The organism is Sulfurivermis fontis, assembly GCF_004001245.1.
In the GTDB taxonomy this organism is placed as follows: domain Bacteria; phylum Pseudomonadota; class Gammaproteobacteria; order Thiohalomonadales; family Thiohalomonadaceae; genus Sulfurivermis; species Sulfurivermis fontis.
Map to the genome: position 1 here is coordinate 1,459,290 of NZ_AP018724.1, position 15,795 is coordinate 1,475,084.

General features: G+C 64.8%; 14 protein-coding genes. 8 read left to right on the forward strand and 6 right to left on the reverse strand.

What is annotated here, in order from left to right:
- Positions 1–79 precede the first annotated feature (79 nt).
- Both EP379_RS07500 and EP379_RS07505 read right to left on the reverse strand, forming a co-directional pair.
- Complete coding sequence (locus tag EP379_RS07500; RefSeq protein ID WP_127477217.1) at positions 80–799, reverse strand: DUF6901 family protein; 720 nt, start codon at positions 797–799, stop codon at positions 80–82.
- An 89-nt stretch (positions 800–888) separates the two neighbouring features.
- Complete coding sequence (locus EP379_RS07505; RefSeq protein ID WP_127477218.1) at positions 889–2,556, reverse strand: hypothetical protein; 1,668 nt, start codon at positions 2,554–2,556, stop codon at positions 889–891.
- A gap of 149 nt (positions 2,557–2,705) precedes the next feature.
- On the opposite strand from EP379_RS07505, the gene EP379_RS07510 reads away from it, so the two are divergent.
- Positions 2,706–4,865: a glycerophosphodiester phosphodiesterase gene (locus tag EP379_RS07510; protein ID WP_127477219.1), complete on the forward strand. Its 2,160-nt coding sequence runs from the start codon at positions 2,706–2,708 to the stop codon at positions 4,863–4,865.
- Positions 4,866–4,871: 6 nt separating this feature from the next.
- Here the strand turns inward: EP379_RS07510 and EP379_RS07515 are convergent, their stop codons facing one another.
- Positions 4,872–7,190, reverse strand: a complete 2,319-nt coding sequence (locus tag EP379_RS07515; RefSeq protein WP_127477220.1) for an ATP-binding protein — start codon at positions 7,188–7,190, stop codon at positions 4,872–4,874.
- Between the two features lie 201 nt (positions 7,191–7,391).
- On the opposite strand from EP379_RS07515, the gene EP379_RS07520 reads away from it, so the two are divergent.
- Positions 7,392–8,042, forward strand: a complete 651-nt coding sequence (locus EP379_RS07520) for a hypothetical protein (protein WP_127477221.1) — start codon at positions 7,392–7,394, stop codon at positions 8,040–8,042.
- Here the strand turns inward: EP379_RS07520 and EP379_RS07525 are convergent.
- From EP379_RS07525 to EP379_RS07535, 3 genes are all read right to left on the reverse strand, one after another.
- A complete protein-coding gene (locus EP379_RS07525) occupies positions 8,039–8,704 on the reverse strand; it encodes a transglycosylase SLT domain-containing protein (protein ID WP_197722878.1) in 666 nt (221 codons plus the stop codon). The genes EP379_RS07520 and EP379_RS07525 overlap by 4 nt on opposite strands.
- A 59-nt stretch (positions 8,705–8,763) precedes the next feature.
- Positions 8,764–10,650, reverse strand: a complete 1,887-nt coding sequence (locus EP379_RS07530) for a propionyl-CoA synthetase (RefSeq protein ID WP_127477222.1) — start codon at positions 10,648–10,650, stop codon at positions 8,764–8,766.
- 282 nt (positions 10,651–10,932) lie between these two features.
- On the reverse strand, positions 10,933–11,439 hold the full coding sequence (locus tag EP379_RS07535; protein WP_127477223.1) for a hypothetical protein: 507 nt from the start codon (positions 11,437–11,439) through the stop codon (positions 10,933–10,935).
- Positions 11,440–11,561: 122 nt separating this feature from the next.
- Between EP379_RS07535 and EP379_RS07540 the strand changes: the two genes are divergently transcribed.
- The 6 genes from EP379_RS07540 to EP379_RS07565 all read left to right on the forward strand — a co-directional run bounded on the left by EP379_RS07540 (position 11,562) and on the right by EP379_RS07565 (position 15,606).
- Positions 11,562–12,281 carry a cytidylate kinase-like family protein gene (locus EP379_RS07540; protein ID WP_172600415.1) on the forward strand — a complete coding sequence of 240 codons (720 nt, stop codon included), beginning with the start codon at positions 11,562–11,564 and terminating at the stop codon, positions 12,279–12,281.
- Positions 12,281–12,718 carry a F0F1 ATP synthase subunit epsilon gene (locus EP379_RS07545; RefSeq protein ID WP_197722907.1) on the forward strand — a complete coding sequence of 146 codons (438 nt, stop codon included), beginning with the start codon at positions 12,281–12,283 and terminating at the stop codon, positions 12,716–12,718. Before EP379_RS07540 ends, EP379_RS07545 begins: the two co-directional genes overlap by 1 nt.
- Before the next feature lie 289 nt (positions 12,719–13,007).
- On the forward strand, positions 13,008–13,598 hold the full coding sequence (gene lexA / locus EP379_RS07550; protein WP_127477225.1) for a transcriptional repressor LexA: 591 nt from the start codon (positions 13,008–13,010) through the stop codon (positions 13,596–13,598).
- A gap of 8 nt (positions 13,599–13,606) precedes the next feature.
- Positions 13,607–14,836: a DNA polymerase Y family protein gene (locus EP379_RS07555; protein ID WP_127477226.1), complete on the forward strand. Its 1,230-nt coding sequence runs from the start codon at positions 13,607–13,609 to the stop codon at positions 14,834–14,836.
- Positions 14,837–14,838: 2 nt separating this feature from the next.
- The gene (locus EP379_RS07560) at positions 14,839–15,150 is read left to right on the forward strand and encodes a hypothetical protein (protein WP_127477227.1); all 312 of its coding nucleotides are present in this window, start codon (positions 14,839–14,841) and stop codon (positions 15,148–15,150) included.
- Positions 15,151–15,204: 54 nt separating this feature from the next.
- A complete protein-coding gene (locus EP379_RS07565; protein WP_127477228.1) occupies positions 15,205–15,606 on the forward strand; it encodes a hypothetical protein in 402 nt (133 codons plus the stop codon).
- The last annotated feature ends 189 nt before the right edge of the window (positions 15,607–15,795 follow it).

Sequence of the window (15,795 nt, forward strand, 5' to 3'; positions counted from 1 at the left end):
GCAAGCGGGAGCGGCGCAGCGATGGGGCGTCGTATATGGCCGGCGCATTGCCGGCCGGGTCATGCCGCAAACGGCGCGGTCAGAAGCCCTTGCGCAGCAGCGGCAGCATCTTGCCGAGCACGTCGTCCACGCCCATGCCGACCAGGTGGGTGAGCGAGACGTAGGATTGCAGGGCGTTGATGCTGGCATCCTCCTTCGAGGCGGTGCGCAGGCGTTTCATGAAGTGGATGTTGACGGTCTTCAGTTCGGCGTAGAGCTGCTCCAGCCCCTTCAACTCCCAGTCCGGTTGGGCATCGCCTGTGCGCAGGCCGAGATATTGTTTGACCAGGTAGGCGCCGACCAGGCGGTGGAAGGTCTCTTCCAGGTTGGCGAAGGGGAGATGGAAGTAGGCCAGCGGCTTGAGGCGGGCGAGGATCGGACAGGCGCTGGAGGCCATGATCACGCCGAAGATGGAGTTGAGAAAGGTCTGCGAGTCGGTGTTCTTGAAATAGCTGCGCTGGCGCGTGTGCACCCAGACATCGGCGCGCTGGATGGACAGCGTCTGCACGAACTGTTCAGCAATCTCCTCGATGTCTACCGCGGCAGGGCAGAAACAGGTCTGCGCGGGGTCGAGGGGACAGTTGGCACAGCGGTTGTTTTCCAGTTGCGTCCACGCGGCGTGGCTGCCGGTGAGCGAGCTTTCGGCCTGGCGATCGATGTCGATCTCGAAGGCATAGGAGCGCCCGTCTTCCAGCTTCAGTTGGTAGGTGATGACGTTCATGGAGTGACGGCCCCGCAGCGTGATGACAGCGGCCAGCATAGCGCGTGGTCGTGGCAGTCGCCTAGGGGTGGGCAGGATTGTTCCGTGACAGCCCGGCACGGTCACGGAAAAGATGACATAGGCCGTGCTCAGTAGGTCTCGCCGAACAGCGGCAGGCCGTGCCCGGCGATCTGCGCGCGCAGCGCGTCGTTGAGATAGAAGGCCGGCACCGGCAGTTCGGTGGCACGGCAATGGCGGGCGACCACGGCCATGGCCTCGTCGCGGCTCTGGAAGCGGGCGCGGGTCTGGAACTTGCCCTGACCGTCGGCCACCCGCCACTTGTCCTGACGCCGCTCCATGTTGAGCCACGGTTCGCGTGTGGCGATCAGGGTGGTTTCCACCCTGCAGCGGAACGGCCGGCCGAGACGGTTGATGGCCTGGGGAATTTCGCGGTCGTAATGCTGCTTGATGGGCGTCAGCTCACGCATGTAGCGCAGTTCCTGGATGTCACCCGGCGGCCAGGCGATGCCAGCGTAGCCGTTCTCGCTGGCGTGGATCAGCATCAGCTTGGCGGCCAGTGCCGCCCATTCCTTCTTGAACGGCGCATCGGCCACCTGGCCCCACCAGCTGGTGTCGTAGCCGTCGCGGCGGCCGCTCTGGTGCCAGTCGCTCTGCACCTCCTCGATGAACAGCAGCTTGCGCCCGGCGCTGTCGCTGCGGGTGGTGGTGCGGATGTGCACCAGCACGTTGTGATCGTAGAAATGACCGCCGAAAAAGATGCGCTGGTGGTCGGGCAGCGTCACCAGCCATTCGCGGTAGTCGTGGCCGCCGAACAGGGTGAGATGGTCATAGCGGGTGTGGTTGCTGGCGCCGCTGCGGATGTCGAAGTGTTCGCGCGCGTGGCGATCGGCGGCAAGCTTGGCGTCGAGGCTGCTGTCGAAGAACAGGCGGCAGGCGGCGTCCTCCGCCGCCTCCGGGTTGGGCACGGCGCGGCCGTAGGGGTCGAGGGCGAACCAGTATTTGTTCAGCGCCATGGGGTGGCCGTTGTGCAGCGTCTTCACCACGCCGACGCGGTAGTTGTAGCAGGAGTCCACGTAGCGCTGCACGCACAGACAGTGGGCGTCGAGCCTGAGCGCGGCGCGGTACACCGCCTGATGCGGCATGCGCCGTGCCACCTCGCGGAAGTTGAGGCCGCCGTTGGCGCCCCAGATCTGCTCGGTGCTGAGTTCCAGGCGGATGTGGCGGAACTGCAGGCGCTGCAGCAGCTCACTCTTGTCCAGCATGCGCTCCGCCGGCTGATCCCGCAGAAACTCCGGCAGGCCCGACCAGTGCAGTTCCTCGGCACGCACGCCGTGCTGCGTCATGTTGGCGAGGGTGGCACGCCACTGCGCGGCGCTGGCCCGCGGCTGGGGCAGGGCGGCGAGGCGCCGGCGTAGCAGGGAATAGAGGTGGCGCGGCGCGGAATAGACCTTGGCCGACAGCTGCGGCTGACTGTCGATGAGGCGGCGGCGCGCGGTTTCGATGTGACGGCGCTGGGGTTCCTGGCGTACCCAGCGATCCAGTGCCGCCTTGTCCTCGTCACTCCAGTCATCGGCCTGACGCACACTGTCCAGGGTGTAGCCGGAGAACGCGTAGTCGTACTCGGTCCAGCCCGCACGCGGTGTACCGTCCGCGCCGCGATAGCGATAAACCACATCCACCAGGGCATAGAGCGCCTGGTGCTCTGAGTTTGGCCCGACGCCGGGCTGGCGCAAGGCATGGTATTTGGACCGTTCCGTGGACAGGTCGATGACTCTTCCGCCAGGCAGTTCCAGCATGGGCCACGTTCCTCCGTACGGTGCTGATACCGCGTAATTGATTAGTAAATTACTCATGTATTGCCGCGCATTCAACCCGATGAACATTCCGGTTATTGCGGCAACGGGGTAAGGTAGCGGGCGGAAAAGGACAGCGAAGGAGGCGGCACATGTCACAGACGACAACAGGGACGCCGGCCGGGGCGACCGCCATTCTGGTGGTGCACGGCATCGGCCAGCACGACAAATACGCAACCCTGGCGGCCTTCGCCGCCGGCCTTACGCAGTCGCTGGCGGACGAGCCGCGGATGCAGCGGCGGCTGGTGGCGCTGGGCGACGGCGTGGAAAGCGCGCTGTCACTCGAGGCGGGCGGACGCCAGGTGGATCTGTTCGAGTACTACTACCAGCCGCAGTTGCAGCGCAGTGTCGCCGCCAGCGATGTGGCGGGCTTCGTGTTTCACACCATCCGGCGCGTGCGCGCATTGTACCGGGTTTATGACTTCGACAGCAGGCAACGGGAACTGCGGCGGCGCCAGGCGGCGAAAGAGCCGGCCGATGCGGAACTGATCGCCTGGGACTACATGCTGCGCCATCGCAATACCCGGCTGTCGGCGCTGCTGGCCCTGCCGCTGATCGGCCTGTATCGCTTGTGGAGCATCGCCCCCGGTTTCATACAGCGCCCCCTGCAATGGCTCGGTGCACGTCTGTTGCAAAAGTATGTGCTGGAGGTGTTCGGCGACCTGGTGGCCTATCTGGCCATCGATCCCAAGGCGCGCCTCAACAGCAAACGGGCGGAGATCCTCGCCGGTTGCACGGCACGCATCAAGCAGCTGCTGTCCGCCGGCTACGGGCGGGTGATCGTGGCGGGTCATTCCCTCGGCAGCGTGGTGGCCTATGACGCGCTCAGCCGGGTGGCGCGCGATGCCGCCTGCGGGTTGTTCGACGAGCGGCAGTGCGACCGCCTCAAGGGCTTCGTGACCTTCGGCTCGCCCCTCGACAAGGTGGCCTTCGTGTTCTGGCCGACGGCCACGGCGGAAAGCCGGGGCAGCGCCTGGGATGTGCGCTGTGCGCAGGTTTACGCCGGCATGCTGCCGCACTTCTACGGCATGCGCAGCGCCACGGTACAGCAGCAGCTGAAGTCGCCGGTCGTGCAACCGGCGGCGACGGTGTTCGACGACGTGCGCTGGCTGAATTATCACTGCGATCGCGACCTCGTCTCCGGCCATCTGGATGCCTACGACGGCGTCGACAACCGCCGGATCGGCACGACGGATGCGGACATCGATCTGTTCAAGGCGTTTTCCGATCACAGCATGTACTGGGCGAGCCGCGAAATGTTCGACGGCGTGGCGGCGGAGTTCCTGCCCGACATTCCCGCGGCACCTGCCGTCGGCGCCGTGTCCCCGGAGGCCAACCGCTTTTTCGGGGAGCGGACGCGTCCGCTGATCCTCGGCCACCGCGGCGTGCCGCTGCTGCATCAGGAAAACACGCTCTCCGGTTTGCGCCGCGCACTGGAGCTGGGCATCGACGGCGTGGAGTTCGACGTGTTCAAGACCCGCGACGGCAAGATCGTCGTGTTCCATGACGAGGACACCGAACGCCTGACCGGCGTGAAGGGCAACATCACGCAGATGACCTGGGATGAGGTGGCGCGCCTGCGCATCCGCCGCCGCATCGACATGGGCGGCGGCCGCGTCGTCGAGTACCCGACGGAGGAGCGTATCCCGCTGCTGGAGGAGGTGCTGGACGAATTCAAGGGCCGGCTGCTGATGAACATCGAAATGAAGGCCTACGCGCCCGACTGGGCGCGGCGCCACACCGGCACCGAAGTGGCACGCGTCATCCGCCGCTGCGCTGCCGCCGATTCGGTGGTCATCACCTCCTTCGATTTCTTCATGCTGTACTATCTGGAGCAGGAACTGCCCGGCCTGCACTCCGGCTTCGCCTACGACGACGGCATGATGGCCAATGCGGCGGGGGAGTGGCTGCAGCGCTTTCCGGAACTGGCCACCGAGCTGGCCCGCGCCCCCGGCAACCAGAACGACCTCAGCTTCCTCAATTTCGTGCTGGAGGCCAACGCCGTGGGCAAGGCCATCGGCTCGACCCTGGTGGATGCCGAATACACCCTGCTCGACAGCGACACGGTGGCGCGTTTCCATGACAGAAACATGCTGGTGGGGGCCTATACGGCCTTTCCGCTCGATACGCGCTATGTGCGCTATCCCGACGAGGATCAGGACGCGGTGGTGCAGCGGCTGGTGCAGTTGGGCGTGGACTGGATCGAGACCGATGATCCGGGGCGGGTGCAGGAACTGTATGCGCGGCTGTAGGCGCGTCTAGCTGCCGGTAGGAGCGGCGGCGAGATCGGTATCCACAGTCTGCAACACGCTGGCCAGCAGTTGCCGCAGTCTGTCCACCTGCACCGGCTTGTGGATCACCGCATTCATCCCGGCCTGCAGGCAGGCCTGCTGCTGCTCGGGCAGCACGTGGGCGGTGAGGCCGATGATCGGCAGCGTGACGCCCGCCGCGCGCAGGCGCCGCGTCACCTCCAGGCCGTCCATGTCGGGCATGCCGAGGTCCATCAGCACCAGGTCGTAGTGTCCCTGCGCAATCTGCCGGAGCGCGGTCTGGCCGTTGTCGACGGCCTCCACCCGATGGCCGTCGCGCGACAACAGGGCGGTGGCGACCAGGCGGTTGATGGCATCGTCGTCCACCACCAGGATGCGCTGCGGCGGCAGCGCAACATCGGCCGCCGTTTCCACCGTCGGCGGCAGGGCCGCGCCTGCAGGCAGCACCATTTCCACCGTGAAGCGGCTGCCCTGGCCGGGTTCGCTCTCCACGCGAATGCTGCCGTCCATCAACTGTACCAACTCGTAGGCAATGGCCAGGCCCAGGCCGCTGCCGCCATAGCGGCGGGCGATGGAATTGTCGGCCTGGTGGAAGCGCTCGAACAGATGTTGCAGCGTCTGTGCATCCATGCCGATGCCGGTGTCGCTGACGGTGAAGCGCAGCCGGTAGTTTTCGTCATTCTGTTCCAGACATTCCGCACTCAGGCGCACCGCGCCGTGTTCGGTGAACTTGACGGCATTGCCGAGCAGGTTGAGCAGGATCTGGCGCAATCTTCCCGGGTCTCCCGCCACCACCGGCGGCAGGTGTGGATCCACCTCCAGTTGCAGTTGCAGGCCTTTCTTGCGCGCCTGGGCCGACAGCAGGAACACCGCTTCGTCGAGCAGCGGGCGTAGCTCGAAGTCGCTGCGTTCCAGGCGGATGCGGCCGGCCTCCACCCGCGAGTAATCGAGGATGTCGTCCAGCAGGGTGAGCAGTGCCGTGCCGCTGTGGCCGATGTGGTCGAGATACTCGCGCTGTTTGCTATCGAGCGGCGTGCCGTGCAGCACGTCGACCATGCCCAGCACGCCGTTGAGCGGGGTGCGGATCTCGTGGCTCATGTTGGCGAGGAAGGTGGATTTGGCCGCATTGGCCGCCTGCGCCGCTTCCTTCTCGCGGCTCAGGCGCCGCACCCGATCGGCCAGGGCCAGGGAGAGGAAGAACATCTCGAACAGGATGGCCCACACACTCCATACGCCGGCGTCGATGCTGAGTTCGGTCAGTCCCATCACGCCGAGCATGCCCTTGGTGGTCATCGCCAGCATGCCGCCCCAGCCGATGAGGATGTAGCGCGATTCGGGTTTGTTGTGGGCCACGGCGCTGAGCACCGCAGCCAGCACCAGTCCGGTGAGCAGCAAATGGCTGGCGCGTATCGTGGTGAGGAGGGCATGCGGTTCCAGCACGAACAGCGCCAGCGGCATCAGCAGCAGGGCGATGATGAAGGCGCGATACAGGCGCGCCAGACGCGGTGCAAACGTCGGCAGTTCCAGAAAGTGGTAGACGAACAGTGCGCCGCCCAGCACGGCCAGGGCAATGGCCGGAATGTTCAGCAGCAGATAGCGCTGCAGGATGGGCATGCCGGCACCGAGGAAGCCGAGCGCGGTGAGCAGGTAGACGAGGTGGCCGCTGGCGTGACCCACATAATACAGATAGGTGGACAGGCGCAGGCTGAGACCGAGGAACAGGTTGTAGCAGATGAGGGCGGCCATGGCACCGGCACCGGCCCAGATGGCGATCATGTGAAAGCGCGATTCGGCATTGGCGATGCTGGCCGGCTTGACGAAGATCAGGCCGCGATGGGCGACATCGGTTTCCAGATGCAGCACCACCGTGCGTCGGCCATCGGCCGGCAGATGGATGGGGAAGTGGTGGCCGATGGTGTAATCGGTCGCACCGCTGCGGCCGAGGGCCAGCAGATCGGCCGATGCGTGGTACACCGGGTGGCTGTCATCGAACAGCGACAGCGTTGCCCTTTCGATGGCGGTGTTGCCCACGTGCACGACCCAGTCGGTGTCCGTGCCGGGATTTTTTATCTCCGCCACCCACCAGTAGCTGCGCGTGGCAATGCCGAGGTTGTCTGCGGGTGGGTTTGCAGCGTGTTGCCGGGCCCGGGCCGCATCCCAGGTATTGTCCGGATCGCCGAGCAGGACCGGGCCGCGCACGATGGGCGACGGGCTGTCGTAGAAGGGCACGGTGCCGAACCAGGCTGCCAGCTGAAATGCCAGCAGCAGGAGTATCGCCCGCATCATCACGCCTCTGGCCGGCTGCATCCCCTCGTCTTGCCCTCCCTTGTCACTCAAGCCGCGTCAGGATTTGTTGTGCCTCTGGCTACGGGGTAGTATCCGGTCCATGGCAGCGGGATTATACGGCGGATTGCGACCAAGGCGAGTGTGGATTTTGACGGTGTCGGTATTGGGACTTACCCTTATCCGCACGATTCCGACCGTCGCAGATGCAGACGAGGCAAACCGATGAGCAACACGACATTTGCAGTGATTTTTTCCGGCCAGCTGGTCGAGGGCGCCAGGGTCGAGCAGGTGCAGGCCAACTTTTCCCAGCTGTTCAAGGTGGAGCTGGCCCGTATCACGCCGATGTTCTGCGGCAAGCCGGTGACCATCAAGAAGGGCATCGACGAGGCGACGGCGAAGAAGTACCAGCAGGCCTTGTTGCAGGCGGGGGCGATCTGTCAGGTGGTCGACCTGGCTGCTGCGGCTCCCGCGGCTGCACAACAGGCCCCCGCCGCGCCGGCAGCCGGCACGGCTCCGGCAGCGGCACCCGTGGCCGCCGCACCGGCTGGCGGTTTGAACGCCACCCTGGCCGAACCGGGGGTGATCATCAAGGAGCCGGAAGAGGTGCCGCCGCTGCAGGTGGATATCTCCCATCTCAGCATGGGGGCGCTGGGCGAGACCATCATCCAGCCCGCAGCGACCGCCGAACTCAAGGTCGATGTCAGCGCCCTGTCCTTGGCCGAGCCCGGCGTGCTGCTGGTGCCGCCCAGCGAGGTGGAGGCATTGCAGGTGGACGTCAGCGCGTTGAGCATGGCCGAACCGGGCGTCATCCTCAAAGAGCCGGAAGAGGTGGCTCCGGCACAGATCGACACCAGCAAGATCAGTCTGGCCTAGAGAACGTCCTTGTAGCGGGCGTAGAGCTGGGTGACGCGACGCACGTAGTTGCGCGTCTCGGGGTAGGGCGGGATGCCGCGATAACGCTCCACCGCGTCGGGGCCCGCGTTGTAGGCCGCCGCGGCGAGACGGATGTCGTTGCGGTAGCGGGCCAGCAGTTCTTTCAGCAGGCGGGTGCCGCCGTCCAGATTTTCATGCACATCGAACGGGTCGCGCACGCCGAGCTTGAGCTGGGTCTTGGGCATGAGCTGCATCAGCCCCTGCGCGCCGGCACGGGAAACCGCCCGGTGATTGAAGTTGGACTCTGCATGCACCACGGCACGGATCAGGGCCGGCTCCAGGCCGTGACGCTCAGCCACCTGGCGGATCGGTTGCTGGTAGTCGCGGTGATTGAGCGGGATGCGGCTCCAGTCGGCGCGTGACAGTGTGCAGCCGAGGTAGCTGAACAGGCAGTCCGGCTCCAGCTTCTCGTAGTGCACCGAGCGCGGCTTGTCCTGGCTGTAGGTGACGGTGCCATCGGGGGCGGTGTACTTGTAGATCTCGCTGGCCGTCGCCGGCAGCGCGGCGAGCAGCAACACGGCCAGCCAGCGCGACGTGCGCCGCGGCTGGAATCGCTGTTGTGGCCCAACCCTGTCGTACTGCATCACCGCGCCCTCAGTCACGCTCGCTTCAGCCGGTAGCCAACATTCTTATCGGCCATGACCTTGATAGTTTAAACCGTTCAGCCTGCCGCCGGCACGCGCAGCGCCGCCTGGATATCGTTGAGGATCGCCGGGTCGTCGATGGTGGCGGGCATGTCATAGGGCTGATGGTCGGCGATCTTGCGCATCACGCCGCGCAGGATCTTGCCGGAGCGGGTCTTGGGCAGACGCTTGACCACCACGGCATGACGGAAGCAGGCCACCGGCCCGATGCGCTCGCGCACCAGGGCCACCAGTTCCTGTTCGATCTGCCGCGGCTCACGCTGCACGCCGGCCTTGAGCACCACCAGCCCGAGCGGCAGCTCGCCCTTGAGGTCATTGGCCGTGCCGATCACCGCGCATTCGGCGACGTCGGGATGGGCGGCGAGCACCTCTTCCATGGCGCCGGTGGAGAGGCGGTGGCCGGCGACATTGATGATGTCGTCGATGCGGCTCATGATCCACAGATAGCCGTCCTCGTCCTTGTAGCCGGCGTCGCCGGTGAGGTAGTAGCCGGGGGCGGCGGAGAGATAGGCCTGGATGAAGCGCTGGTCGTTGCCCCACAACGTGAGCAGGCCGCTGGGCGGCAGCGGCAGTTTGATCATGATGCGGCCGATGGCGCCGGCGGGCAGCGGCTGATTGTCGTCGCCCAGCACCTGCACGTCGTAACCCGGCACGGCGCGGGAAGGCGACCCCGGCTTCACCGGCAACGGTTCGATGCCCATGCAGTTGGCGGCGATGGCCCAGCCGGTCTCCGTCTGCCACCAATGGTCGATCACCGGTACCTGGAGTTTTTCCTGCGCCCATTGCAGGGTAGGCGGATCACAGCGTTCACCGGCGAGGAACAAGGTGCGGAAGCCCGACAGGTCGTAGCGGGCCAGATGTGTCGCCTCGGGGTCTTCGCGCTTGATGGCGCGGAAGGCGGTGGGGGCGGTGAACATCACGTCGACGCCGTGTTCGGCGATGACGCGCCAGAAGGCGCCGGGGTCCGGGGTGCCCACCGGCTTGCCTTCGAAGAGTATCGTGGTGCAGCCCTGCAGCAGCGGGCCGTAGCAGATGTAGGAGTGGCCCACCACCCAGCCCACGTCGGAGGCGGCCCAGAACACCTCGCCGGGCTTTACGCCGTAGACGTTGGCCATGCTCCACTGCATCGCCACCGCATGGCCGCCGGTGTCGCGCACCACGCCCTTGGGCTGGCCGGTGGTGCCCGAGGTATAGAGGATGTAGAGCGGGTGCGATGATTCCACCGGCACGCAGTCCGCCGGCTCGGCCGTGTCGACCACGCTGTGCCATTCCACGTCGCGGCCGGCGCTGAGGGTGCCCGGCTCCTGCGGCCGTTGCAGGATGATGCAGTGTTCCGGCTTGTGACAGGCCTGTTCGATGGCGGCGTCCAGCAGCGGCTTGTAGTGCACGATGCGGTTCGGCTCGATGCCGCAGGAGCCGGCGACGATGACCTTGGGTTGCGCATCGTCGATGCGGGTGGCCAGCTCGCGCGCCGAGAAGCCGCCGAACACCACCGAATGGATGGCACCGATGCGCGCGCAGCCGAGCATGGCGACGAGTGTCTCGGGCACCATCGGCATGTAGATGATGACGCGGTCGCCCGTCTCGACGCCGAGCTTGCGCAATGCACCGGCGAACTGCGCCACGCGCTGCTGCAACTGGCGGTAACTGATCGTCTCTTTGGTGCCGGTCACCGGGCTGTCGTAAATGATCGCCGCCTGCCCGCCGCGGCCGTTCTCCACATGCCGGTCCACGGCGTTGTAGCAGGTATTGAGCCGGCCGCCGGCGAACCAGCGGTAGAAGGGCGGATTGGATCGGTCCAGCACCTGCCGCCATGGATGGTCCCAATGCAGCGCCACCGCCGCCTCGGCCCAGAACCCCTCCGGGTCCTGCATCGAACGCTGATATTCCTGCTGATGACCCATGCTGCCCCCTACGTCGCAGAATTGTTGTTTTGACGGTGCCCGGCCAATTCGGGTCGGAACGCAAGGCTTGATGAGCCAGGACTCCTAAGGAAGGTCTGAATAAGTCCATCCTGGACTTTTCAGGTCACTCCCGCCCCTCCCTGGGCTGCGCGACATAAGTCCATCCGTGGACAAAACCACGCCAAGCGAAAAGTGTGATTTTCGCTTGGCTTCATTTTTCAACGACTTATCGTCGTTGAAAAATGGCGGCACATCCCTGTGCCGCGGAAGCTCAGAGCTTCCCTAATTCGCATGGCTCTGCAAGCGGAAATAGTCTCCGACGACCAGATCGATCTCCTCCAGCGACAGCGGCGACTCATAGGCGGCATTGCCGGTCTTGTAGCAAACGAAGGCGTAGGGTGCCGGATCGCCACCGCTCAAGCGCCACTGGGTACGAAATTCCGAGGTATCCATCATCACGTAGGTGACATCCCACTCCACCTTGTCCATGCGGAACTGCCGCGGTGTCAATTCCAGAGCGGCTGCAGCTTTCTGCCGCAGTTCCAGCGCACAATAGGCCCGATAGCGATTGACGCCAAGGAAACCAAGTATCCCGGCGTTTTGATACAGCTTTCCATCCTGGAAATATACCCGCAGGCTGCCTGCGGTAAACTGCACCGGCCGCTCCAGGGAGAGCAGGGTACCTCCGGGAACCTGATGCAAGAAGCGCGGTGTCGCCGCCCGATTCCCAGGCACGGCACAGCCGGCCAGCAAGAGCACGACGGACAAACACAGTGGCCAGATACGCATGCAGAAATTGCTCCATGGTGAGACGGCAGGATTATACCGCGCCTACCGGGCACGGCGGTTGGCAAGGGCCGCGCATTGCCGGTATCCTGCTGCCCATGCCAAGCCATAGGGAGTGCGCAGTCTTGGAATTTACCGATACCAGCCGGCAAGAACAAACGCTGATTCAGTCCATCGTCAACGCCGAGCTCATCTTCCAGCGCCATCAGCCATCCGCCGGCAGCCTCCCGCCGGTAGTGACGCTGTCCCGCGATCACGGCGCCGGCGGTGAAGAGATCGCGCAAATGCTCGCCGAGCGACTGCAGGTGGAACTCTTCGACCGGCAGATTCTCGAGCGGGTTTCGCAAGAAGCCCATGTCGATGCCGAGCAGCTGTCCTCCATGGACGACAAATCCGGCGTCGACCGGATCACCACCTGGATCCACGGCCTGTTCAGCAGCAACACCGCCTATCCGGAATCCTACCGCTACCACCTGGTCAACGTGATTCTCGGGATTTGTCACAGCGGCGGCATCATCATGGGGCGCGGTGCGCACATCATTCTGAGTTCCCGTCCTGCATTTAGAGTGCGTATCGTCGGCAGCATCGAAAACTGCGCCGAACGTATCGCGCCACGTGAAGGCATCAGCATGGAGGAGGCCCGGGCCAGGGTCAGGAAGGTGAATGGTGAGCGTGACGCCTACCTGTTCAACATGTTCCATCGTCATCTGCACGACGCCAGTCTATTCGATCTGGTGATCAACACCGACAAGTTCCGGGATATGCAGACGGTCGTGGACCTGATCCTGATGGCGATGGTGCAGTGCGGCCACACGCTGCCGCCGCAGACGGGGGCCGCCCAGTGATCAACACTGACAAGACCTTCCTGCTGAACATTGCCAGTCCGGAGCGGGCGATCTATTCTGGCCCGGCGCACATGGTCTCGGTGCTGTCCGTCAACGGCGAGCTCGGCATCCTGCCGCGCCATTCGCCCTTGCTGGCCGATCTGCTACCGGGAGAGGTACGCATCAGCACCGCCGACGGCACGGAGGAATATGTCTACATCTCCGGTGGCTACATCGAGGTGCTCCCGCATGTAGTCACCATCCTCGCCGATACCGCCTTGCGTGGCGAGGACGTCGACGAAGCCGCAGCCCTGGAAGCCAAGAAGCGCGCCGAACGCACCATCCGTACCAGCCCGCTGTACAGCGACCGCGATCAGGCCCAGCTGGAGCTGATCAAGGCCCTGGCCCAGCTCAAGGCGCTGGAACACGCGCGGCGTGGCAAGAAGCGGGGGATGTGAACAAGGGAAGTGACAGTGGGGCAAACCAAGGTCAAGACCATTGCTGGCGACCCTCGGCAGATGGAGGCTTGAACCCGAAAAGTTCCTTAGGCGAGGCGCCCTCGCTCGATCCTTGAATTCACAAGGAATTTTCCTCAGTCGGCAATACGGCTCGGTAGTGCGCTCCTGCGGACATATTCCTTGTGAATCCAATTCCCGTCGCGATCATCACGCCGCCTAATGGACTTTCCGGCTTGAAGGTTTTCAAAATGTTCCCTATGCTAAACGGGAACCTTGCGAGAACCTTTTTATGACCCCCCAGCAGCGAAATACCTTCAATTTCATACAGGATTACCTCCAGAGCCACGGTCATGCCCCGACGCTGGAGGAGATTGGCGCGGCCGTGGGTGTCCGCTCCAAGGGGGCGGTGCACCGCCTGGTGCAGGCCCTGGTGGACAAGGGGCATCTGCAACGGGAGGCCGGGAGCTGGCGTGGCTTGCGCCTGACCGGGAACGCTGCTGCCCCGGTACTACCCCTGGTCGGACGCATCGCCGCCGGCCGGCCCATCGAGGCCATCCCCGGTGAGGACACCCTCAACTTGTCCGACCTCCTGCTCGGCCCCCGGCGCTATGCCCTGCGCGTACTGGGCGACTCCATGGTGGGGGCCGGTATCCTCAATGGTGACACGGTGGTGGTGGAGCAGGCCGATACCGCCCGCGACGGCGAGATCGTGGTCGCCCTCATCGACGACCAGGAAGCCACCCTCAAGCGCCTCAAGCACCGCAAGGACGGTGCCATCGAACTCATCCCCGAGAACCCCACCATGGCGCCAATGATCTACCCCGCCCAGCGGGTGCGTATCCAAGGCGTGGTGATCGGCCAGCTGCGCAGCTATCGCTGAGGTGCCCCATGCCGGCCTTGTGGGAACGCGCCATCATCCTGGTGGACATGAATGCATTCTTCGCCTCCATCGAGCAGATGGACCATCCGGAGCTGCAGGGCCGCGCCATCGGCATCACCAACGGCGCCACCGGAACCTGCATCATCACCTGCTCCTATGAAGCCCGTGCCTGGGGCATCAAGACCGGCATGCGCGTGCGGGAAGCGCGGCAGATGTGCCCCGACTTCATCCAGGTGCCCGCGCGCCCGGAACGTTATGCCGCGGTTTCCACCGCCATCATGGACGCCCTCACCACCATCACGCCGGATGTCGAAATCTTCTCGGTGGATGAGGCCTTTCTCGATGTCACCCGCTGCCAGACTCTACTCGGCACACCGGAGCAGATTGCGCGACAGGTGAAGCGCACGGTATACGAGGCCTCCGGTGTGCTCTGTTCGGTGGGTGTCTCCGGCGACAAGACCACCGCCAAGTGGGCCGCCAAGCTGAACAAGCCTGATGGCCTCACCGTGGTGCCGCCGTGGGAGGCCGCCGAGCGTCTGCGGACAGTCCCCGTCACCGAACTGTGCGGCATTGCCGGCGGCATCGGTCGCTTCCTGGCCACGCGTGGTGTGCACACCTGCGGTGACATGGCGAGGCTACCGGTGAGTGAACTCGGCCGCCGCTTCGGCAATGTCGGTCGGCGCATCTGGCTGATGGCGCAGGGCCTCGACCCCGCTCCGGTGGAGACCCGCATCGCCCCGCCCAAGAGCATCGGTCACGGCAAGGTGATGCCACCCAACACGACCGCGCAGGAGGTCATCCTCACCTATCTGGAACACATGAGCTTCAAGGTCGGTACGCGGCTGCGTCGACATGCGATGGTGGCGCAGAGTTTCTGCATTGGCCTGCGGGCGGACTTCGGTTGGCTGGGTGGCACCTATCACGCGGCCACACCGACAGATGACAGCGCCCCCCTGATGGCGCTGTGTCGGCGCATGCTGAATGAACAGTGGTCAGGGGAGGGGGTGAGCCAAGTTCAGGTCACCGCCCTCGACCCGCGCCCATCTGGCGGGCAAATGGAACTCTTTGCCGAACAGCAACAGACCGACAAGAAGGGCAAGGCGAACGCCGTGATGGATGCCATCAACCGGCGCTATGGCGAATTCGCCCTGGCCCCGGCGCGACTGCTGGGCCGCTCCGACATGCCCAACGTCATCGCCCCGGCCTGGAAGCCGCACGGCCATCGCCAGACCATCTGACCATGTGCGGCGGCGTCTACTTCAGCCACAACGGGGAGGACCAGCGCGTTTACTTCCCCAACCCCAAGGCCGTGCTGCCGGTACGGCGCAAGGATGGCAGTGTCATCCTGCTGCCGTGGGGGCGGCGCAAGACCCAGTCCGGTGTATTGCCCATGGGCGGTTGGGCACGGCTCGACGCCATCCACGCCGGCCGCTGGGACAAGTGGTTTCCGGTGCCGGTGAAGCTGCCCATCAAAAGCTTCATGGAGAAGGACATCGAGGGCAACTCACACTGGTATGACCTGACCAATCGCGTGAACATATATTTAACATAATATACATTATGCGCATTTCGTGCCCGTCACGAAATCGGCGGGAGGCCAGCTCTGATGCGGTCTTCAAGCGAATTGCTGCATCAAGGCTGGACGGGCAATTTGACCGCCCTGCGCGAGTTGCAACTGTTCGCCGGGCTCAGCAACGAGGACGCCGCCCGGCTGTGTCTGGTGTCGCCGGAAACCTACCGGCGCTGGCGCCGCGACCGCTCACCGAATCCCACTGCAGTGCGCCTGCTGGCCGTGCTGGCCGGGTACGTGCCTTGGCGCGGCTGGGATGGCTGGGAGGTCCACAGCGGGTTGCTGTTCCCTCCGGGGTACTCTCGGCACGGGGTTGCCCCGGCCGACATTCTGGCCTTGCCGTTCACCTTGCAGCTGCTGGCCGAGGTGCAGCGACAGGCCAAAATCACCCGCTCGGAACCGGCCGAGGTGCTGCCAGTCAAGGGGCGGTCCCTGTAACACCGCCCCTTAGTGCCATGGGTAGCAGTCGCCATACGCTTTGCAGGGTTATTGGGCAGGGGGTGCGTCATGGCTGATGCGGTCCTGAAAGTGGGCTTTCTGGAGTCCCTCGAAGCCGTCGCCCCAACCCCCGACGCGGGGCGGCAAGCGTTCCTCACCTGGTCGCTGGTGCAGTCCTTCGGCTGGGCT